This window comes from Nonomuraea sp. NPDC059194 (assembly GCF_042754765.1).
Classification (GTDB): domain Bacteria; phylum Actinomycetota; class Actinomycetes; order Streptosporangiales; family Streptosporangiaceae; genus Nonomuraea.
This window is the reverse complement of sequence record NZ_JBHZBH010000039.1, coordinates 1-19,054: the sequence shown is the minus strand read 5'-3', so window position 1 is coordinate 19,054 and position 19,054 is coordinate 1. Positions and strand designations below refer to the sequence as shown.

Here is a 19,054-nt window from a genome sequence, read left to right as displayed (position 1 = left end):
CCTCGTCGTCGGGTGGCGGTCCTGTCCTGGCCATGGCGCGGTACCTGCACACCTCGGCGCGGCGGTGGCGGCCGATGAGGTTGGTCGCGATGCCGTACAGCCACGGCCTGACCCCGCCCATGGCGGCGTCGAAGCGGTCGCGCTGCCTGAAGGCGATGAGGAAGGTCTCCGCGGCCAGGTCCTCGGCCACGTCGAGATCGAGCCGCCGGCCGATGTAGCGCCGGATCTCCTCGAAGTGGGCGTCGAAGACGGCCTCGAAGACGTCGAGGGCAGTGATCACACCCTTGATTGCCCGCAGCCGTGGAGTCCTTCCGAAGATTTTCAGACCTCGGGCGGGTTGTTCTCCCTGTGCATCAGCCTGTTGTCGGAGGTGTGCCCGCGCCGCGGGCCCAGGACGATGCTCAGGATCACGCCCACGCCGCCGACGATCATGAAGATCACGCCGATCCTGTCCATGTGGACGGCGCTGCCGAAGACGTCGGGTTCGATGGCGAAGCGGAGGATGGCGCCGAGCGTGAGGAAGAAGATGCTGACCCCGACACCCATGACGACCTCCGGAGGGTAAAGACCGCGTACGGAGACGGTCATACCCTCCTGATGAAGATCACACCCTCAGGCGTGGCACGTCAGCGGACGCCCTCCGTTGAAGGTGATCATGTCGAGGATGGCGGCCGCCAGATCCACCTCGCCGCCCGTGGCGTCGGCGTAGGCCCGGTGCAGGTTGCCGACGATGCGCTCGGGGTCGGTGAGCCCGCCGTACGCGCCGAGATCGGTCTGCCTGGCCAGCTCCAGCGGCGACAGGCCGGCCGCCATCCCCTCCGCCGCGATGCCCTGCACGAACCGCAGGTACCCGCGCACGTCGGCGATCGCCGAGGGCCCGCACACGTCGCCGTGCCCAGGAACGATCGTCTCGGCGCCCAGCGTCTCCAGGTGGTCGAGCGCCGCCAGCGCGCCGGTCACCGAGCCCATCAGCACGAACGGCGTGCCGCCGTTGAACACCAGGTCGCCGGAGAACAGGACCTTGCGCGAGGGGATCCACACGTAGGAGTCGTTGGTGGTGTGCGCGGTGAACCCGACATGCCTGACCTCGCATCGAAGGTTGTCGGAGTAGAGGGTGACGCCCGCGGTGTAGGTGAGGAACGGCGGCACCGGTTCGAGCGCGCCCCACTCCACGTCCGGCGACCACGCGCCCAGGTAGGTGGGCACCCCGTCGGCGATGATCTGCTCGCGGGTGCGCTCGTGCGCCACGATCGTCGCCTCGGGGAACAGGTGGTTGCCGAAGGTGTGGTCGCCGTGGTGGTGGGTGTTGACGAGCGTGGTGATCGGCCGGTCGCAGACCTTGGCGATCGCCTCGCGGTAGGCGCGGGTGCGGCCCTCGGTGGAGCAGGCGTCCACGGAGATGACGCCTCTTCGCCCGGTCATGAACCCGGTGTTGTTGATCCACCAGCTCCCGTCGGGCTGGATGTAGGCGTAGACGCCGTCGGACACCTCTTCGACACGTGGGGACATGCCGTGACGATACCCAGAAGGCCGCCCATCCCGAAGGGGGATGGACGGCCTTCAGTCCTGCCGCGGGAGCAGGTGATCTAGAACGCCTCCTCCGGCAGGTCCATCAGGTCGAGGCCGGTGCTCTCCAGCACCGCAAGCTCGGCCGCGATGCGCGGCAGCACGGTCGTCGCGAAGAACGACGCGCCGGCCACCTTGCCCTGGTAGAAGGGGTCCTCGCCGTTGGCGAGCCGGGTCAGCGCGATCTCCGCCTGGCGCAGCAGCAGCCAGCCGATGATCAGGTCGCCCAGCGCCAGCAGGAAGCGCGTGCTGTTGAGCCCGATCTTGTAGATCTCGCGCGGCGACTCCAGCGAGCCGAGCGCCCAGCCCGCCATCGTGTCGCCCATGGCCTTGACCTCGGCGGCGGCCTGGGCGAGCAGCTTGCGCTCCTGCTTGAGCCTGCCGTTGCCCGCCTCGGAGGCGGCGAAGGCGTTGATCTCGGCCAGCAGCGAGCCGACCGCCGCGCCCTGGTTGCGCAGAATCTTGCGGAAGAACAGGTCGAGGCCCTGGATCGCGGTCGTGCCCTCGTACAGGGAGTCGATCTTCGCGTCGCGGATGTACTGCTCGATCGGGTAGTCCTGCAGGTAGCCGGAGCCGCCCAGCGTCTGCAGCGAGCGCGAGAGGAGCTCGTAGGAGCGCTCGGAGCCGACGCCCTTGACCACGGGCAGCAGCAGGTCGTTCATCGCCTCGGCGTGCTCGTCGCCGGGGTTGATCAGCAGCGCGTCCTGGAAGGTGGCGGTGTAGAGGACCAGCGCCCGCATGCCCTCGGCGTACGACTTCTGCAGCATCAGCTCGCGGCGCACGTCGGGGTGGTGGGTGATGCTCACCCGGGGCGCCGACTTGTCGGCCATCTGGGTCAGGTCGGCGCCCTGGACGCGCGACTTGGCGTACTCCAGCGCGTTCAGGTAGCCGGTCGACAGGGTGGCGATGGCCTTGGTGCCGACCATCATCCTGGCGTGCTCGATCACCATGAACATCTGCTTGATGCCCTCGTGCACGTCGCCGACCAGGGTGCCGATCGCCGGGTGCTTGTCGCCGAAGGTCAGCTCGCAGGTCGTGGAGACCTTCAGGCCCATCTTCTTCTCGACGTTGGTGACGTAGGCGCCGTTGCGCTCGCCGATCGCGCCGTTGTCCAGGTTCACGTGGTACTTCGGCACCAGGAACATCGACAGGCCCTTGGTGCCTGCCCCGGCGCCCTCGGGCCTGGCCAGCACCAGGTGGAAGATGTTGTCGGCCATGTCGTGCTCGGCGCTGGTGATGAAGCGCTTGACGCCCTCGATGTGCCAGGTGCCGTCGGGCTGCTGGATCGCGCGGGCGCGGCCGGCGCCGACGTCGGATCCGGCGTCGGGCTCGGTCAGCACCATGGTGGCGCCCCAGTTGTTCTCGATCGCCAGCTCGGCGAAGCGCTTCTGGTCGGGGGTGCCGAGCTTCCACAGCGTGTAGGCGAAGTTGGGGCCCGCGGCGTACATGTAGAGGGCGGGGTTGGCGCCGAGCACCATCTCGGCCGCCGACCAGGCCAGCGTGCGGGGGACGCCGGGCCCGCCGAGGTCGGCGGGCAGGTCGAGGTGCGCCCAGCCGCCGTCCATGAGGGCCTTGAACGACTTCTTCACCCCGTCGGATACGGTCACCGTCGACGTGGCCGGGTCGAAGACCGGCGGCGTACGGTCACCTTCCTCGAAGGAGTCGGCCAGCACGCCCGTGGCGAGCCGGTTGACCTCGTCAAGGATGCTGCGGGCGACGTCCTCGTCCACTTCCGAGAACGGGCCGTTACCGAGGATGTCGCGGCGCCCGAAGACCTCGAAGAGGTTGAACTCCAGGTCACGAACGTTGCTCTTGTAGTGGCCCATGGTTGCTCTCTCCTTGAACCGAGGGGCGTTTAGTACTGGCGAGTAACCTTACTCCGAATGCTACCCATGGGTAACCTCCGCTATGCACTTACCCTCGAACACATGAATGCCGAGGCGTTGAACGAGCGGTGGCGGCGAAGCCTGGAGACCTGGGCCATCCCACCTGAGGTCCTGGCGAAGGCGCCCGTCGACCCGTGGGGGCACTCCCCGGCCCGCTTCGCGGCCAGGACCGACCGCGCCCTGGCCGAGCCGGAAGGGCCGACCCTGGCGCGGGTGGCCGAGGCGCTGCCCGAGGGCGGCACCCTGCTCGACGTGGGATCGGGGCCGGGCGCCGCCTCCCTCCCGCTGGCCGACCGGATCGGGGAGCTCATCGCGGTCGACACCTCGGCCGCGATGCTCGCCGAGCTCACCGTGCGCGCGGACAAGGCGGGCGTCCGCGCGACGACGATCGAGGGCGGCTGGCCGGCGGTCGAGGCGCAGGCGGGCAAGGCCGACGTCGTGGTGGCCGCGCACGTGGTCTACAACGTGCCGGACCTGGCCGCCTTCCTGCGCGCGCTCGACTCCCACGCCACCCGCAGGGTGGTGCTCGAGCTGACCAACCGCCACCCCATGAGCTGGATGAACCCGCTGTGGGAGCACTACCACGGCACCAGGCGCCCGGTCAGGCCCATCGCCGAGGACGCGGTGGCGCTGGCCGCCGCGCTCGGCTTCGAGGTGCGGGTCGAGGAGCGGGAGGCGCCCATCGAGCGCTTCGCCACGATCGAGGAGCTGGCCGCGAGTGTCTGCCACCGGGCCTGCCTCGACCCGGCGCGGGCGCCCGAGGTGGCCGCGACTGCCATGGAGATGGGCCTGTGGCCGGTGCCCCGCGACCGCTGGGTCACACTCTGGTGGAATCAGACCGGCACCTGAGCCGTTGTGAGGAGTGAGCGACCCGCTCCCGGACGAGACGCGCCGTACCCGGAACGCCAAGACGACGCACCCCTACGACAAAGGAGTGCACATGGCTTGGGTCATTCTCGTCGCCGCCGGCCTGCTCGAGGTCGCGATGGCCTACTCGCTCAAGATGAGCGACGGCTTCTCCCAGCTCTGGTGGGGGGCGAGCTTCCTCGTCTTCGCCGTCCTCAGCTTCGGCGCGCTCGCGTTCGCGCTCAAGAGCCTGGAGGTCGGCACCGCCTACGCGGTGTGGACGGGCATCGGCGCCATCGGTACGGCCACGCTCGGCATGCTGCTGCTGGGCGACGACGTCTCGGCGGTCAAGCTGGGCTCGATCGCCTTCATCCTCATCGGCGTCGTCGGGCTGAACCTCGCGGGAGCGGGCCACTAGCCTGGGCGCATGATTGAGATCCACGCCGTCACCATCGACGCGGCCGAGCCGTACGAGCTGGCCACCTGGTGGAGCAGGGCCACCGGGCTGCCGCTGTGGGACGCCGAGCCCGGCGACACCGAGGTCGCCATCCGCACCCACCAGGACCCGTTCCTGCTGTTCATCAAGGTCCCCGAGGGCAAGACCGTCAAGAACAGGGTGCACCTCGACGTCAACGGCACCGACGGCCGTACCCGCGACGAGGAGGTCGAGCGCCTGCTCGACCTCGGCGCGAAGATCTACCAGGACCACCGCAACCCTGACGGCACCGGGTGGGTGACCATGCTCGACCCCGAGGGCAACGAGTTCTGCGTCTGCCGCTCGCAGGCCGAGAAGGACGGTTAGCGGGCCCTGCCCTTCATCGTGAGCGTCAGGATGCCCGCGATGAGGTAGACCAGCGCGCCGCCCCACAGGGAGTCCCACGCGGCGCCGAAGATCCCTTCGCCGTCGATCACGAGCTGGATGGGGTAGTTCAGCACCATGGTGATGCCCGCCGGCAGGAGCGCGAACTTCCACGGGTGCCGCAGCGACCAGTTGCGGGCCTGCCTGGTGACCCGGTCGCCCTCCTCCGGCTTGGCGACCGCGCCGATGGCGGCGATCAGCGCGAACAGGCTGATGCCGAGACCGAGTGCCCATGGCAGGTCGGCGCTGCCCGGCAGGATCACGCCCATGCCGAAGCTGGCGGCGGCCACCACCCCGCCGCCCACGGCGGCGGCCTTCCAAGGGGCGCCACGGAGCGCGGCGCCCGACAACGACAGTTCTTCGCGTCGAGAGAGCTCGTTCATGTATCCAGAGTGCCGTTCTGCACCCCTTGTTCACATCGGGGAATCACCCTGAGACTCCCCCGAGGCCTGCTGCCATGATTTCGGGCATGCGCGAATTCACCATCGAGCCCCTTGGCACCCACGAAACCGACCGGCTGCGCGCCATCAGGTTGCGCGCGCTGGCCGAGGCTCCCGACGCCTTCGGCTCCAGCTACGCCAAGGACGCCGCCCACCCGAAGGAGAAGTGGGCCGAGCGCCTGTCCAACCCTGATTCCGTCTGGTTCGTGGCGGTAGGCGAAGGGCAGGACGCCGGGCTGGTCTGCGGTCTGGAGGAGCGCCCCGGTCACGTGCATCTGCTGTCGATGTGGGTCGCCCCCGAGGCCAGGGGCACGGGGCTGGCGGGACGGCTGGTCGACGAGGTCGTCGCGTGGGCCCGCGCCCGCCAGGCCCAGGAGATCGGCCTGTGGGCGGTCGACGCCAACGCCGCCGCCCGCGCGCTCTACGCGCGCAAGGGCTTCGTGCCCAGCGGCAAGGTGATGGCGCTGCCGTCCAACCCGGCCCTGATGGAGTCGCACTACGTGCTCTCCCTGGTCTTCCGTACGGCCCGCAGCGAAGACGTGCCCGCCATCGTCGAACTCCTCCTCGACGACGCGATCGCCGCGGCCAGGACCGGAGAGTACGGCGAGGCCCACCAGGCCGCCTTCGAGGCCATCGACGCCGACCCCAACAACGAGCTGATCGTGGCCGAGCTGAAGGGCGAGGTGGTGGGCACCATGCAGCTCACCTACATCACCGGCATCTCCCGGCACGGCGCCACCCGCCTGCAGGTCGAGGCGGTGCGGATCGCCGCTCACCTGCGTGGGCAGGGGTGGGGCCGCAAGATGATGGAGTGGGCGCACGCCATGGGCAGGGCCCGCGGATGCGCGGTGGTCCAGCTCACCTCCGACAAGCGGCGCGAGGACGCGCACCGCTTCTACCGCTCTCTCGGCTACGCCCAGTCACACGAGGGGTTCAAGCTCCAGCTCGACTAGGTTGTCGTGGTAGACGGCGCCCTTGCCCATGTCGGCGTCGCGCTCGTCCACCACGGCGTTGGGGTTCGAGCCGCCGATAGTGTGCTTGGGCCACCGGCCCTTGGGGCTGGCCACGACGCCCTTGGCCACGCGGTCGCTGACCTCCACGTCGGCCAGGAAGTAGCCGTTGTGGTTGACCACCCTGACGCGCTGGCCCGTGGACAGGCCCCTGGCCCGCGCGTCGGCGGGGTTGACCAGGACGACGGGGTCCTTGGCCCGGCGCAGCAGCTCGGGATTGTTGCCGAACGTGGTGTTGAGGAAAGTATGCGAGGCGGGGGTGATCAGCGTGAGCTTGTCGCCTGCCGTTCGGGAGGAAAGGGAAGGCACGAAGGCCTTGCCGCGCCCGGGGAAGCGCAGCTTCCCCGACGGGGTGGGGAAGCCGTCGGCGAACGGCGTGAACGGCGACGGGTAGCTCATCCGCACCCAGCCCTCCTTGCGCAGCCGGTCGAGGGTGACGCCGTCGAGCGACGGATGGCCGCTGGACAGCAGCTCGGCGGCCAGGTCCAGGTCGGAGTCGTACAGCGAGGGCTCGGTCAGGCCCATGTGGGCGGCCAGGCGGCGGAAGGTCTCCGTGGTCGACAGCGCCTCACCGGCCGGCGCGACGGCGGGCTCGTTCCACATCAGGTACAGGTGGCCGTAGCCGGCGTGCAGGTCCATGTGCTCGGTCTGCATGGTGGCCGGCAGCACGATGTCGGCGTAGTCGACGGTGTCGGTCGGGAACTGCTCCATGACGACCGTGAACAGGTCTTCCCTCAGCAGCTGGCGCCTGATCCTGTTGCTGTCGGAGGTCGAGCCCACCGGGTTGGCCATGTAGACCCACAGGCACTTGACGTCGTCGAGCTCGGAGGCCAGGCGGGTCATGAATCGGGTCTTGACCGGCTTGGCCAGCAGGTCGTTGCGGCGGTCGATGTTCAGGTGGACGTGGCCGCTGGTGGAGTAGGCCACGCCGCCGCCGGGATGCCGCCAGTCGCCGGTGACGCCGGGAATGGCGGCGATCGTCCGCATCGCGGTGCCGCCGCCCTCGTGCCGCTGGATGCCCATCGTGGCACGGATCGCGGTCGGGCGGGTGTGCGCCAGCCTCATCCCCAGGCTGTGGACGGCCTCGGCCGGAATCCCCGTGACCTCGGCGGCCCGCTCGACCGGCCACTCCATGATCTCGGCCCTGAAGTCTTTCCAACCCTCGGTGTGCTGCGCGAGGTACTCCTCGTCCTGGGCGTTCTCCGACAGCACCACGTTCAGCAGGCCGAGCGCGAGCGCCGCGTCCGTGCCCGGCCTGATCGCCAGGTGCTCGTCGGCCTGGTCGGCCGTCCTGGTGCGGATCGGGTCGATCGCGACGACGTACGCCCCGGCGGCGCGGCCGTCCTGGATGAACTTCCACAGGTGATGGCCGCTGGTCAGCGTGTTCGTGCCCCACAGGATGATCAGCTTGGACTGGGCGAAGTTCTCAGGGTCCATGCCGCCCGCGGTGCCCTGGGTGCGCGACAGGCCCAGGCTGCCGGCCACCGAGCAGATGTTGAGGACGTGCTTGGAAGCGCCGAGCACGTTCCAGAACCTGCGGCCCGCCACCCCTTCCGAGCCCTGCACGTAGCCCAGCGAGCCCGTGCCGAGATAGGGCCAGATCGCCTCGCCGCCGTGCTCGTCCACGATCGCGCGCAACCGGGTGGCGATCTCGTCGAGCGCCTCGTCCCAGGTGATCCGCTCGAACTGCCCCGAACCCTTCGGTCCCGTACGGCGCAGCGGATACAGGATCCTGTCGTCGGCCCTGGTGTGCTCCAGGTAGCGGTTGACCTTCACGCACAGGGCGCCCCGCGTGTACGGCTGGTCGGGGTTGCCGCGCATCTTCACGGCCTCGCCGTCCCTGACGGTCACTACCCATGAGCACGTGTCGGGGCAGTCAAGCGGACATGCCCCCACAACTCGCAGTTCACCCGACATGGGGTCGAGTGTAGGCGCAGCCTCCCAGACGGGAAGCTGCGCCCACGAGGGTCAGCTCAGCGCCTTGGGCGCGTCGAGGCCGTGAATGGCCTTGTCGCGGGCGGACTCGGCCCTGGCGGCGACGCCGGGGGAGTGCGGCCCGTTGACCGCCGAGGGGTCGAAGGCGTAGGTGCCCACGAGCGTGGCGATGGCGTCGGCGTTGACGTCGAGCGCCGTGTCGTTGATGTTCTTGATGTTGTCGCAGGCCTGGTGGTAGCAGCGGTCGTAGCGCTCGCCCGCCGTACCGCCCCACTTGGTCACCTCGTCGGGCGTCTTGCGCTTCTCCGCCCCGGTGAACAGGCCGCCCGCCGGGATCCCGACCGCGATGAACGGCCCGTAGTCGGAGCGGCCGTCGAAGTCGGTGCCCTTGTAGGCCAGCCCGCGCGCGGCGTAGAACTGCTCGAAGTACTTCTCGATCTGCGCCGAGCCCTCGGGGCCGGGGCCGGAGCCCACGCCGTCGGAGTTGTCGCCGTCGTAGACGTGGTAGACGAAGTTCGGCGAGGCGATCATGTCGAAGTTCAGGTAGAGGCCGATGTTCGCCTTCTCCTGCTCGGTCAGGTTCGCCACGTAGTGCTCGGCCCCGAGCAGGCCGAACTCCTCACCGCCCCAGAAGGCGAAGCGGACCTTGTTCTCCGGCTTCGACCTGGCCATCCGCAGCGCCACCTCGAGGATCGCGCCGACCCCCGAGCCGTTGTCGTTGATGCCGGGGCCATCCTCGACCGAGTCGAGGTGACCGCCGACCATCACGACGTTGTCCGCGCGGCCGTGCCTCGACTCGGCCAGCACGTTGTACGACTCGTAGGTCTTGGTCTCCGTCTCCCACGAGAAGGTGAACCCGACCTCCGCGCCCGGCGTGGCCGCCAGGTCCCTGCCCTCCCAGAAGCTGGTGAACAGCACCGGGATGTCCTGCGGGCCGCCCAGGTCGGGGTTGACGTCGGCCTCCGTACGGCCTTCCTGCCCCTCGTTGAACAGCACGACGCCGGTGGCGCCCGCGGCCTTGGCGTTGGCCACCTTCACCGCGAAGCTGCAGGTGCCGCGCTGGATCAGCGCGAAGTTGCCCGCGGTGAACCCGGCGAAGTCGGCCGCCTCACAGCCCGAGGAGGAGGAGTTCGGCGTCGGCCCCGGCGGGATCATCACGTCGACCGGCTGGAGCTTGGCGGAGAAGCTGCCCTCCGCGGTGTGACCGGACGGGATCCAGTCCAGGCCGAGCGCGTAGACCTTGGGGTTGGGCGTCTTGCGCTCGAAGACCGGCTTGGTCTTGAACTCGAGGTTCTCGAAGGTGAACTTCTGCGTCGAGACCTGGTACCCGGCCAGGCGCAGCAGCGTGGCCACGTAGTCGCGCGACAACTCGAAGCCGCGCGTGCCGTCCACGCGGGTGTTGCCGTTGGCCTTGGCGATCAGGTCGAGGACCCTGAGGTGGTTCTTGACGTTCTTGCCGTTGACGGCCCTGACGAGCTTGCGGACCGCGTGGTCGTTCGGGTCGGCGTGCGCCGTACCCGAGACTGCCAGAGGCGCGATGAGGACGGCCGTGGCCAGCGCGGCGCTGAGCAGGCCCTTCTTTCGGCGATGACTCATGAGACTCCTCGATAGCGGATGGTCCCCCGAGAGCACGCGATCGGCGGCCCGCGGAACTGTCCGCGGGCCGCCGATGGGATCTAGCTCAGCTCGACCTTGTCGTGGCTGTGGCCGGCGCTGCTGACACGCGCGGTGCCGACGCCCTTGCGCTGGCCGGGCGTGCGGATGCCGTTGACGGCGTCCTTGCTGAAGGCGTAGGTGCCCATCAGCGTGGCGATCGCGTCGGAGTTGACGTCGAGCGCGGTGTCGTCGATGTTGTCGATGTCGTCGCAGGGGGCGTGGTAGCAGGGGTCGTACTCGATCCCCGCGGTGCCGCCCCAGATCTTGGCCTCTTCCTCGGTCTTGATCTTCTCCGCGCCGGTGAACAGGCCACCGCCGGGGATGCCCGCGTCGATGAAGGCCTTGTAGTCCGACCTGCCGTCGAACTCGCTCGCCTTGTACTGCAGGCCGCGCGAGGTGTAGAAGGTCTGGAAGTCCTTCTCGATCTGCGCCGAGCCCTCGGGGCCAGGGACGCCGAAGACGTCGCCGTCGCCGTCGTAGACCTCGTAGGTGAAGTTCGGCGAGGCGATCATGTCGAAGTTGAGGTAGAGGGCGATCTTCGCCTTCTCCGCCTCGGTCAGGTTCGCCACGTAGTGGTTGGAGCCGAGCAGCCCGAACTCCTCGCCGCCCCAGAAGCCGAAGCGCACCTTGTTGGCCGGCTTGTGCCTGGCCATCCGCAGCGCCACCTCCAGCACGCCGCCGGCGCCCGAGCCGTTGTCGTTGATGCCGGGACCCGGCTGGACCGAGTCGAGGTGCGCGCCCGCCATCACGACGGTGTTGTCGTCGCCCCAGCGCGACTCGGCCAGCACGTTGTAGGTGGTCCGCTTCTCGACCAGCTTGTCGAACGACAGCTTCACCGTCGTGCCCGGCGTGGAGGCCAGCTCGTTGCCGACGCCGAAGCCGGCGAAGAGGACCGGCACGGGGACGTTCTCCCCGATGCCCGGGTTGACCCGCGCCGTCGTACGGCCCGGCTGCCCCTCGTTGAAGAGGATCACCGCGGAGGCGCCCGCCGCGACGGCGTTGGCCACCTTGTCGGCGAACGCGCAGGTGCCGCGCTGGATGAGCGCGATGTTGCCCTTGGTGAAGCCGGCGAAGTCGGCCGCCTCGCAGCCCGAGGTGGAGCCGGGCGTTGCGGGCGGCGGCAGCATCACGTCGACCGGCTGCACCTGTGCCGTCACCGCGCCCGTGGCGCTGGCGCCCACCTCGTTGAACTCCGTCACGTGGGCATAGGTCTTGGGCGCGGGCGAGGTCCGCTGCAGCACGGGCGGCGTCTTGTAGCCCTCGAACTCGAACTCGAACGGCTGCACCGTCACCTTGTAGCCGGCGAGCCGCAGCACCGAGGCCACGTAGTCACGCGACAGGTTGTATCCGCGCGTGCCGCCCACACGGGTATTGCCGTTGGCCTTTCCGATGAGGTCGAGCACTTTCAGATGACGCTTGACATTCTCGCCCTTGACCGCTCGCACCAGCTTGCGCACCTCATGGCTGGGTGAGTCCGCGTGAGCGGTGCCGGTGAACGTCAGGGGCGCGATGAGAACGGCGGCCAGCAGGCCCTTGCCCAGGCGGGAACGCACGCGTGCTCTCCTCGTAGAACGAAAATGACTGTCCGATACGGCTAAGCGCATGCTCGGAAAGGTATATTGGCAGCCCTTTGTCGGAAAGGTCCGAAGGCATTTCGTTATCTACCCCCGGCGAATGTGGTTATCACCGTCGCGATCGCGTCGGCGGAAACGTCCAGCGCCGTCGCGTCGACGTTTTCCAGCGTGTCGCAGGCCTGGTGGTAGCAGGGGTCCAGCGGGGCGCCCGCCGTACCTCCGAAGATCTCGGCCTCGCGCTTCGACTTGTTGACCTCCGCGCCCGTGAACAGCCCGCCCGACGGGATCCCCGCCTCGATGAACGGCCCGTAGTCCGACCGCCCGGTGAAGTCCGTCCCCGTGTACGGCAGGCCGCGCTCGGCGAAGAACCGCACGAACTCCCGCTCGATCTCGGCCGACCCCTGCGGCCCTGGACCCGCGCCCACCTTGTCGGAGTCGTCGCCGTCGTAGATCCCGTACGTGTAGTTGGGCGAGGCGATCATGTCGAAGTTCAGGTACATCCTGATCTTCGCCCGCTCCTCAGGCGTGAGCGAGCCCACGTAGTACCTCGACCCGAGCAGCCCGAGCTCCTCGCCGCCCCACCAGACGAAACGCACCGCCTTGGTGGGCTGGTAGGCCGACAGCCGCAGCGCGATCTCCAGCAGGGCCGCGCTGCCCGAGCCGTTGTCGTTGATGCCCGGACCCTCCGCCACCGAGTCGAGGTGGGCACCGACCATCACCACCTCGTCGGGCGCGCCCCACGCGGTCTGCGCGATCACGTTGCTCGTGGTGTGGCGGGCGCTCTGCGTGCTGGTCGTGACCCGCATCTGCCGGCCGCCCGCCACCGCCGCCCCCGTCTTGGCGTCGACGCCGACCACGGGGATGCGCTGGGGGACGCTCGCCGAACCGGCGAACGCGTCGCCCTGGTTCACCACGACCAGCGCGGCGGCGCCGGCCGCCGTGGCGTTGGCGGCCTTGGCGGCGAACGTGCAGCCGCCCCTGTCGACCACCGCGATCTCACCTGCCCCGAAACCGGCGAAGTCGGTGTTCATGCAGCCCGCGCCCGCCTTTCGCGGGTGGCCGAGCACGTCGCCGCTGCCGGAGTAGATCATTGTTCCGATCTTGCCGACGTCCTTGCCGTCCACCACGATCCGGCCGGGGGACAGCTCCCTGTACTGATCGAAATGGAACTCCTGACGCTCGACCTGGTATCCCGCCTCACGCAGCCGCGCGGCGACATAATCGGCCGAGGCGTCGTAGCCGGGAGTTCCGGCCGCCCTGGTTCCGCCGTGGGCGTCGGCGATCGCCTGGAAAGCCTGCAGATGGCCCAGAACGTTGTCGATCTTCACATCGTCAGCGAGAGGCGTTCCCTGGGCGGCGACAGCGACGGCGACGAGGAAATGGGTGATCATGTCGCACAGCGTGGCAAGCTTTGTCCATCAGGTATAACGGGGCGCGTCGTTGCTGGTAGAGACGTTACCCGGGGCAGTGACCACGGTGGCGATTGTGGACACTGGTAGCTAGAGATCGCACGCTCGCACGGGAAAGGTGCAGAATCGCTGTCGGTGGCAAACATCAGGGAAAGCGAGAAATCGGCGGACTCCGTGGAGGAGCATCCAGTCGTGTCTGAAGCACGCGACGAACCGACCGTGTTCGTCGTCGAACCACTGCTGCCCCAGCGACTGCGCCGCCCATCCGACGCGCTGCGCTTCCTGGCCACACTGCTGGCGCTCGCCGCGGTCATCCTGCTCATGCTCGTCGCCCAGCAGACGCTCATCGGCCTCGAACAGGACGTCACGGAGGGCACCGGCCGCGCGCCCGCCCTCCTGGCCGGCATCGCCACCTTCCTGAGCGGCGCCGCCGTCCTGGTCGTCCCCGCCGCGTTCGCCGTCGAACGGGTCTTCCACCGCGACGGCCTGCGCGTCGCCGAGGGCCTCGTCGCCGCCATCATCGGCATGGCAGGCTCCTACCTGATCGGCCAATGGCTGGTCACGGGCGGCCCCGACGACCTGGCCACGCTGCTGACCGGCGGCCGCGACCTCGAACCACTCAACGCGCTGCTCAGCTCCGTGATCGCCTACGCCACGGCGGTCCGCATCTCCAGGCGGCCCACCTGGCGCGCGCTCATGTGGACGGTGATCGCACTGTCGATCTTCGCGCTGTTCACCGGCAAGCAGATCACGCTGCCGAGCGCGATCGTGACCGTCCTGTTCGGCATGGCCGTCGGCTACGGCACGCTGTACGGCGTCGGCAGCCCCAACACCCGCCCGCCGGGCAACGCCGTCATCGCCGCCCTGCGCAAGCTGTCGTTCACGCCCGTCTCCGCCAGACGCATCGACGACGACCACCAGGGCAGCCGCCGCTACGCCGTCGGCCTGTCCGACGGCACCAGCCTCGACGTCACCGTCCTCGACCGCGACCGCCAGGTGGCGGGCCTGCCGTACCGGCTGTGGCGGCGGATCAGGCTCCACTCCGAGACCAGGCGGCGGGCCATCCGCTCGCTGCGCGCCGAGCTCGAACGCGAGGCGCTCATGGCCTACGCGACCCAGGCGGCCGGCGCCAACACCCCGCGCCTGCTCGGCACCAGCGAGATCGGCACCGAGGCCGCACTCCTGGCCTACGAGCACCTCGCGACCCGCGCCCTCGACGACCTCAAGGACAGCGAGCTCGACGACCACCTGCTGGCCCAGATCTGGGAGCAGGTGCTGCTGCTGCGGATGCAGCGCCTGGCCCACCGGCGGCTGACTGGCGACAGCATCCACCTCGACCGCGAGGGCCGCGTCGTCCTCACCGACCCGCGCAGCGGCGAGGTCGCGGCCGGTGACCTGCTGCTGCGCATCGACATCGCGCAACTGCTGACCTACCTGGCGCTGCGCGTCGGCGCCGAACGCTCGGTCAGGGCGGCCGCGGCGGTGCTCGGCGCCGACGCCCTCGGCGCCGCGCTGCCCTTGCTCCAGCGCATCGCGCTGACCAGGCAGACCAGGGCCGCGCTGAACAAGCAGAAAGACCTGCTGCCGGCCATCCGCGAGCAGATCGAGGCGCTGACCCCGCAGGCCGAGGTCGCCGAGGTACGGCTGGAGCGGTTCAAGCCCCGCACCCTCGTCACCATCATCGCCAGCACCCTCGCCGCCTACTTCCTGCTCTCGCAGCTCAGTCAGGTCAACCTGCTCCAGGTCGTCACCACGGCCCGGTGGGAGTGGGCCATCCTCGCGCTGTTCGCCTCAGGGCTCAGCTTCGTCGCCGCGGCGCTCATGATCAGGGGATTCGTGCCCGAGCCGCTGCCGCTCGGCCGTACCGTGCTCGTGCAGTTCGCCTCGTCCTTCGTCAAGCTGGTCACCCCACCGGCGGTGGGCGGCGTCGCGATCAACACCCGCTACCTGCAAAAGCGCGGGGTGCCGCCCGCCCTGGCCGTGGCCAGCATCGGCGCCTCCCAGGTGATCGGGCTGGCCAGCCACATCGGGCTGCTGCTGCTGTTCGCCTACATCACCGGGTCGAGCGCGACCACGTCCTTCGCGCCCTCGCGCGGGCTGCTGGCCGTCCTGCTGGCGGTCGCCGTCCTCATCGTCATCGCGCTGGGCGTCCCGCCGCTGCGCAGGCTCATCACCAAGCGGCTGCGCTCCCTGTTCGCCAACGTCGTGCCGCGCCTGCTCGACGTCATGCAGTCGCCCCGCAAGATCCTCGAAGGGTTCGGCGGCATCCTTTGCCTGTCGCTGGCGTTCGTCGTCTGCCTCTACGGCTGCGTGCGCGCCTTCGGCGGCGAGACCAGCTTCACCACGATCGCCGTGGTCTTCCTGACCGCCAACGCGATCGGCTCGGCCGCGCCCACCCCTGGCGGTCTGGGCGCGGTCGAAGCATCACTGGCCGTCGGCCTGACGGTGGCCGGAGTGCCCGCGGAGTTCGCCACCTCCTCGGTGATCCTCTACCGGCTGCTCACCTTCTGGCTACCGGTGCTGCCCGGCTGGGCCTCCTTCACCTACCTCCAGCGGCACCAGGCACTGTGATTTTCTCGATCTGGTCGAGCTCGTCCTCGGTGAAGACGGGCCCGTCCACACAGGCCAGGTTGGCCTCCAGCTGCGCCACGCTGCTCGCGCCGATCAGCACGCTGGTCACCCTCGGATCCCTCAGCACCCACGACAGCGCCATCTGCGCCAGCGACTGCCCGCGCCCCCTGGCGATCTCGTTGAGGTCGCGGGCCAGGTCGAGGTCGATCCTTTCGGCTGACAGGTACTTGCTCGTCGCCGCCCGCGAGTCGGTCGGCACGCCGTCCAGGTAGCGGTCGGTCAGCAGGCCCTGCGCCAGCGGGGAGTAGACGATGCAGCCGATGCCCTCCTCCTCCAGCGTGTCCAGCAGCCCGTCCTCGATCCACCTGTTGATCATCGAATACGACGGCTGGTGGATCAGCAGCGGCGTGCCGAGCTCGCGCATGATGCGCGCCGCCTGCGTCGTCTGCTCGGCAGAGTAGTTGGAGATGCCCGCGTACAGCGCCTTGCCCGAGCGCACCGCCCGGTCCAGCGCGCCCATCGTCTCCTCCAGCGGCGTCTCGGGGTCGGGACGGTGGCTGTAGAAGATGTCGACGTACTCCAGGCCCATCCGCTGGAGCGACTGGTCGAGGCTGGCCAGGACGTACTTCCTCGACCCCCACTCCCCGTACGGCCCCGGCCACATGTCGAAGCCCGCCTTCGTCGAGATGATCAGCTCGTCGCGGTAGGGCCTGAAGTCCTGGGCGAAGATGGTGCCGAAGTTGCGCTCCGCCGAGCCGTACGGCACGCCGTAGTTGTTGGCCAGGTCGAAGTGCGTGACCCCGCGGTCGAAGGCCGTCCGCAGGATGGCCCGCGAGTTCTCGATCGGCCGGTCGTCACCGAAGTTGTGCCACAGACCGAGCGAGACCTGGGGCAGCTTGAGCCCGCTCCTGCCGCTGCGGACGTAGGGCAGCTTCTCGTAGCGGTCGCCCGCCGCCGCGTAGCTCACTTCGTTCCCCTCTCGATGATCCACGACAGCGCGAACGCCTCTTCCCGCCAGGCGTCGTAGCGCCCGCTGCGCCCGCCGTGGCCCGCGCCCATCTCCGTCTTCAGCAGGAACGGCCCGCCCTGCGCGCTCGCCCGCAGCCGCGCGACCCACTTGGCGGGCTCGTGGTAGAGCACCCTGGTGTCGTTCAGGCTGGTGATCGCGAGGATCGGCGGGTAGGCCTTCGCCTCGACATTCTCGTAGGGGGAGTAGCCCTTCATGTAGGCGTAGACGTCGGCGTTGTGCAGCGGGTCGCCCCACTCGTCCCACTCGATCACGGTCAGCGGCAGCGACGGATCGAGGATGGTGTTGAGCGCGTCGACGAACGGCACCTCGGCCACAATGCCCGCGAACTCCTCAGGAGCGAGGTTGGCCACCGCGCCCATCAGCAGGCCGCCCGCCGAACCGCCCCTCGCGATGATCCGCTCGCTCCAGCCTGACGCCCTGAGGTCCCTGGCCGCGGCGACGAAGTCGGTGAAGGTGTTCTTCTTCCTGGTGAGCTTGCCCTCCTCGTACCACCTGCGCCCCATCTCGCCGCCGCCCCTCACGTGCGCGACCGCGAAGGCGAAACCGCGGTCGAGCAGGCTGAGCCTGGCGACGGAGAAGCTCGGGTCGATCGAGGTCTCGTAGCTGCCGTAGCCGTACAGGACGGTGGGGGCGGGCTTGGCGGCATCCTTCCGCTTCACGATCGAGATCGGCACCTTCGTGCCGTCCTCGGCGGTGGCCCACTCCCTGAACTGCTCGTAGTCGGACGGGTCGTAGCCGCCGAGCACCGGGCGCTGCTTGAGGAGGATGAGCTCGCGCTTTTCCAGGTCGTAGTCATAGACGCTGGGCGGGGTGACCATGCTCGTATAGCCCAGGCGCAGCCGTTCGGTGCTGAACTCGGGGTTGCCCGCGGGCGCCACGTCGTACAGCGGCTCGGGGAACGCGATCTCGAACGGCTCGCGCCCGGCGTCGTTCAGCGGATAGGGCAGGATCCTGATGCCGGTCAGGCCGTCACGCCGGAAGTGGACGACCGCGTGGGTGGCGAACGCGTCGATCTCCAGCAGGCGGGTGTCCTCGCGGTGGGCGATGAGCGGCGTCCACGAGCCGGGCTCGTCCAGCGGGGCGGTGGCGAGCTCGAAGTTCTCCGCGTTCTCGTTGTGGAGGACGAAGAAGCGGTCGCCCGCGTGCTCGATGCCGTACTCGACGCCCGTGACGCGAGGACGCACGACCCTGAACTCGCCGGTCGGGTCCTCGGCGTCGAGGATCCGGACCTCACTGGTGATCTTGCTGCCCGCGCCCATGACCAAGTACTTCTCGCTGCGGGTCAGTCCGATGCCGACCCAGAAGCGCTCGTCGGACTCCTCGTAGACGAGCACGTCCTCCTCGGCCTCGGTGCCGAGGGTGTGGCGGTAGACCTGGAAGGGGCGCCAGGCGTCGTCGACCCTGGTGTAGAAGAACGTGGTGCCGTCGGCCGACCACGCGCCGCCGTAGAAGACGCCGGTGATCTCGTCGGCGAGCTTCTCACCGGTCTCCAGGTCCTTGAACGTCAGGGTGAACCGCTCGTCGCCCTTGTAGTCGGTGGAGTAGGCCAGGAGCTTGCCGTCGGGCGTGACGGCGCTGGTGCCGATCGAGAAGAACTCGCTGTCACCGGCCAGCTCGTTGCCGTCGAGCAGGACCTGCTCGCCGGGCAGCGTGCCGTCCGTGGTGATCACCGGCGGGGTGTCGCCGTCCGCCGGCACCCGGCAGGAGATGCCGTACTGCTTGCCCTCGTGGGTCCTGGAGAAGTACCACCAGGCGCCCTTGCGGCTGGGGACCGAAAGGTCGGTCTCCTGGGTGCGCCCCTTGATCTCCTGGAAGACCTGCTCCTGGAGCTCTCCCAGGTGTGCGGTCTCCTGCTTGAGGTATTCGTTCTCCTGCTGGAGATAGGCGATCGTGTCGGGGTCTTCCTTGTCGGTGAGCCACGCGTATTCATCGATCACGGTGTCGCCGTGATGGGTACGCTCGCTCGATACCTTCTTCGCCAGAGGCGGGATGTGGCTGCTCACCTGGCCGAGTCTACGTTTCACGTCCCGAGTGGTCTGGGGCGCTGCTAATCTTGTGGAACCGGCGCGACGCGGCGCAACCACCTGGTGGTTAAGCCGCAGGAAGCCGGAAACCCCTACAACGCAGCGGTTCTGAAGATCGGTTTGTGGATCGGTCGGAGGGCTGGTAAGTTAGAGGGGTTGCCCCGGAAGCGGGGTGGTCGAGATTGTAGCCAGGTTCGCCGGTTTGACAGCAAATCGGACAAGCTGGTACAGTTAAGACATAACGAAGC

15 protein-coding genes, 1 pseudogene and 1 riboswitch are annotated in these 19,054 nt (G+C 69.0%); of the genes and pseudogenes, 5 read left to right on the top strand and 11 right to left on the bottom strand.

Going from position 1 to position 19,054, the window contains the following annotated elements; all coding sequences use genetic code 11:
* Positions 1-115: 115 nt before the first annotated feature.
* From ACFXJ8_RS34785 to ACFXJ8_RS34770, 4 genes and pseudogenes are all read right to left on the bottom strand, one after another.
* A pseudogene (locus tag ACFXJ8_RS34785) lies at positions 116-190 on the bottom strand (RNA polymerase subunit sigma-70); the annotation flags it as partial.
* A 131-nt stretch (positions 191-321) separates the two neighbouring features.
* Positions 322-546, bottom strand: a complete 225-nt coding sequence (locus ACFXJ8_RS34780; RefSeq protein WP_379648305.1) for a hypothetical protein — start codon at positions 544-546, stop codon at positions 322-324.
* A gap of 66 nt (positions 547-612) precedes the next feature.
* A complete protein-coding gene (locus ACFXJ8_RS34775; RefSeq protein ID WP_379648304.1) occupies positions 613-1,509 on the bottom strand; it encodes an MBL fold metallo-hydrolase in 897 nt (298 codons plus the stop codon).
* A 77-nt stretch (positions 1,510-1,586) separates the two neighbouring features.
* Complete coding sequence (locus tag ACFXJ8_RS34770) at positions 1,587-3,392, bottom strand: acyl-CoA dehydrogenase (RefSeq protein ID WP_379648303.1); 1,806 nt, start codon at positions 3,390-3,392, stop codon at positions 1,587-1,589.
* 102 nt (positions 3,393-3,494) lie between these two features.
* Here ACFXJ8_RS34770 and ACFXJ8_RS34765 point away from each other — a divergent pair, with 102 nt between their 5' ends.
* From ACFXJ8_RS34765 to ACFXJ8_RS34755, 3 genes are all read left to right on the top strand, one after another.
* Positions 3,495-4,301, top strand: a complete 807-nt coding sequence (locus ACFXJ8_RS34765) for a class I SAM-dependent methyltransferase (RefSeq protein ID WP_379648301.1) — start codon at positions 3,495-3,497, stop codon at positions 4,299-4,301.
* Between the two features lie 10 nt (positions 4,302-4,311).
* A riboswitch (guanidine-III (ykkC-III) riboswitch) is annotated at positions 4,312-4,372 on the top strand.
* 20 nt (positions 4,373-4,392) lie between these two features.
* Positions 4,393-4,716 carry a DMT family transporter gene (locus ACFXJ8_RS34760; RefSeq protein WP_379648299.1) on the top strand — a complete coding sequence of 108 codons (324 nt, stop codon included), beginning with the start codon at positions 4,393-4,395 and terminating at the stop codon, positions 4,714-4,716.
* A 9-nt stretch (positions 4,717-4,725) separates the two neighbouring features.
* Positions 4,726-5,100 carry a VOC family protein gene (locus tag ACFXJ8_RS34755; protein ID WP_379648298.1) on the top strand — a complete coding sequence of 125 codons (375 nt, stop codon included), beginning with the start codon at positions 4,726-4,728 and terminating at the stop codon, positions 5,098-5,100.
* Here the strand turns inward: ACFXJ8_RS34755 and ACFXJ8_RS34750 are convergent.
* Positions 5,097-5,540, bottom strand: coding sequence for a hypothetical protein (locus ACFXJ8_RS34750; protein WP_379648296.1), 444 nt, complete (start codon positions 5,538-5,540; stop codon positions 5,097-5,099). The genes ACFXJ8_RS34755 and ACFXJ8_RS34750 overlap by 4 nt on opposite strands.
* Before the next feature lie 86 nt (positions 5,541-5,626).
* On the opposite strand from ACFXJ8_RS34750, the gene ACFXJ8_RS34745 reads away from it, so the two are divergent.
* Positions 5,627-6,550 carry a GNAT family N-acetyltransferase gene (locus ACFXJ8_RS34745; protein WP_379648295.1) on the top strand — a complete coding sequence of 308 codons (924 nt, stop codon included), beginning with the start codon at positions 5,627-5,629 and terminating at the stop codon, positions 6,548-6,550.
* Here ACFXJ8_RS34745 and ACFXJ8_RS34740 read toward each other — a convergent pair.
* The 4 genes from ACFXJ8_RS34740 to ACFXJ8_RS34725 form a co-directional block, all read right to left on the bottom strand.
* Complete coding sequence (locus tag ACFXJ8_RS34740; RefSeq protein WP_379648293.1) at positions 6,518-8,524, bottom strand: molybdopterin-dependent oxidoreductase; 2,007 nt, start codon at positions 8,522-8,524, stop codon at positions 6,518-6,520. The two genes, ACFXJ8_RS34745 and ACFXJ8_RS34740, sit on opposite strands and share 33 nt — an antisense overlap.
* 51 nt (positions 8,525-8,575) lie before the next feature.
* Positions 8,576-10,138, bottom strand: coding sequence for a M28 family metallopeptidase (locus tag ACFXJ8_RS34735; RefSeq protein WP_379648291.1), 1,563 nt, complete (start codon positions 10,136-10,138; stop codon positions 8,576-8,578).
* Between the two features lie 80 nt (positions 10,139-10,218).
* Positions 10,219-11,751: a M28 family metallopeptidase gene (locus ACFXJ8_RS34730; protein WP_379648289.1), complete on the bottom strand. Its 1,533-nt coding sequence runs from the start codon at positions 11,749-11,751 to the stop codon at positions 10,219-10,221.
* 104 nt (positions 11,752-11,855) lie between these two features.
* Positions 11,856-13,163: a M28 family metallopeptidase gene (locus ACFXJ8_RS34725; protein ID WP_379648287.1), complete on the bottom strand. Its 1,308-nt coding sequence runs from the start codon at positions 13,161-13,163 to the stop codon at positions 11,856-11,858.
* Between the two features lie 210 nt (positions 13,164-13,373).
* Here ACFXJ8_RS34725 and ACFXJ8_RS34720 point away from each other — a divergent pair, with 210 nt between their 5' ends.
* On the top strand, positions 13,374-15,752 hold the full coding sequence (locus ACFXJ8_RS34720; RefSeq protein ID WP_379648285.1) for a YbhN family protein: 2,379 nt from the start codon (positions 13,374-13,376) through the stop codon (positions 15,750-15,752).
* Here the strand turns inward: ACFXJ8_RS34720 and mgrA are convergent.
* On the bottom strand, positions 15,721-16,719 hold the full coding sequence (mgrA, locus tag ACFXJ8_RS34715; RefSeq protein ID WP_379648283.1) for an L-glyceraldehyde 3-phosphate reductase: 999 nt from the start codon (positions 16,717-16,719) through the stop codon (positions 15,721-15,723). The two genes, ACFXJ8_RS34720 and mgrA, sit on opposite strands and share 32 nt — an antisense overlap.
* Entirely contained in the window at positions 16,716-18,785 is a 2,070-nt protein-coding gene (locus tag ACFXJ8_RS34710) for a S9 family peptidase (RefSeq protein WP_379648281.1), read from the bottom strand. Before ACFXJ8_RS34710 ends, mgrA begins: the two co-directional genes overlap by 4 nt.
* Positions 18,786-19,054: the final 269 nt, after the last annotated feature.

Coding starts and splice junctions, on each gene's coding strand:
- ACFXJ8_RS34780 (WP_379648305.1), bottom strand. CDS start 546: ATGGGTGTCGGGGTCAGCATCTTCTTCCTCACGCTCGGCGCCATCCTC.
- ACFXJ8_RS34775 (WP_379648304.1), bottom strand. CDS start 1,509: ATGTCCCCACGTGTCGAAGAGGTGTCCGACGGCGTCTACGCCTACATC.
- ACFXJ8_RS34770 (WP_379648303.1), bottom strand. CDS start 3,392: ATGGGCCACTACAAGAGCAACGTTCGTGACCTGGAGTTCAACCTCTTC.
- ACFXJ8_RS34765 (WP_379648301.1), top strand. CDS start 3,495: ATGAATGCCGAGGCGTTGAACGAGCGGTGGCGGCGAAGCCTGGAGACC.
- ACFXJ8_RS34760 (WP_379648299.1), top strand. CDS start 4,393: ATGGCTTGGGTCATTCTCGTCGCCGCCGGCCTGCTCGAGGTCGCGATG.
- ACFXJ8_RS34755 (WP_379648298.1), top strand. CDS start 4,726: ATGATTGAGATCCACGCCGTCACCATCGACGCGGCCGAGCCGTACGAG.
- ACFXJ8_RS34750 (WP_379648296.1), bottom strand. CDS start 5,540: ATGAACGAGCTCTCTCGACGCGAAGAACTGTCGTTGTCGGGCGCCGCG.
- ACFXJ8_RS34745 (WP_379648295.1), top strand. CDS start 5,627: ATGCGCGAATTCACCATCGAGCCCCTTGGCACCCACGAAACCGACCGG.
- ACFXJ8_RS34740 (WP_379648293.1), bottom strand. CDS start 8,524: ATGTCGGGTGAACTGCGAGTTGTGGGGGCATGTCCGCTTGACTGCCCC.
- ACFXJ8_RS34735 (WP_379648291.1), bottom strand. CDS start 10,138: ATGAGTCATCGCCGAAAGAAGGGCCTGCTCAGCGCCGCGCTGGCCACG.
- ACFXJ8_RS34725 (WP_379648287.1), bottom strand. CDS start 13,163: ATGATCACCCATTTCCTCGTCGCCGTCGCTGTCGCCGCCCAGGGAACG.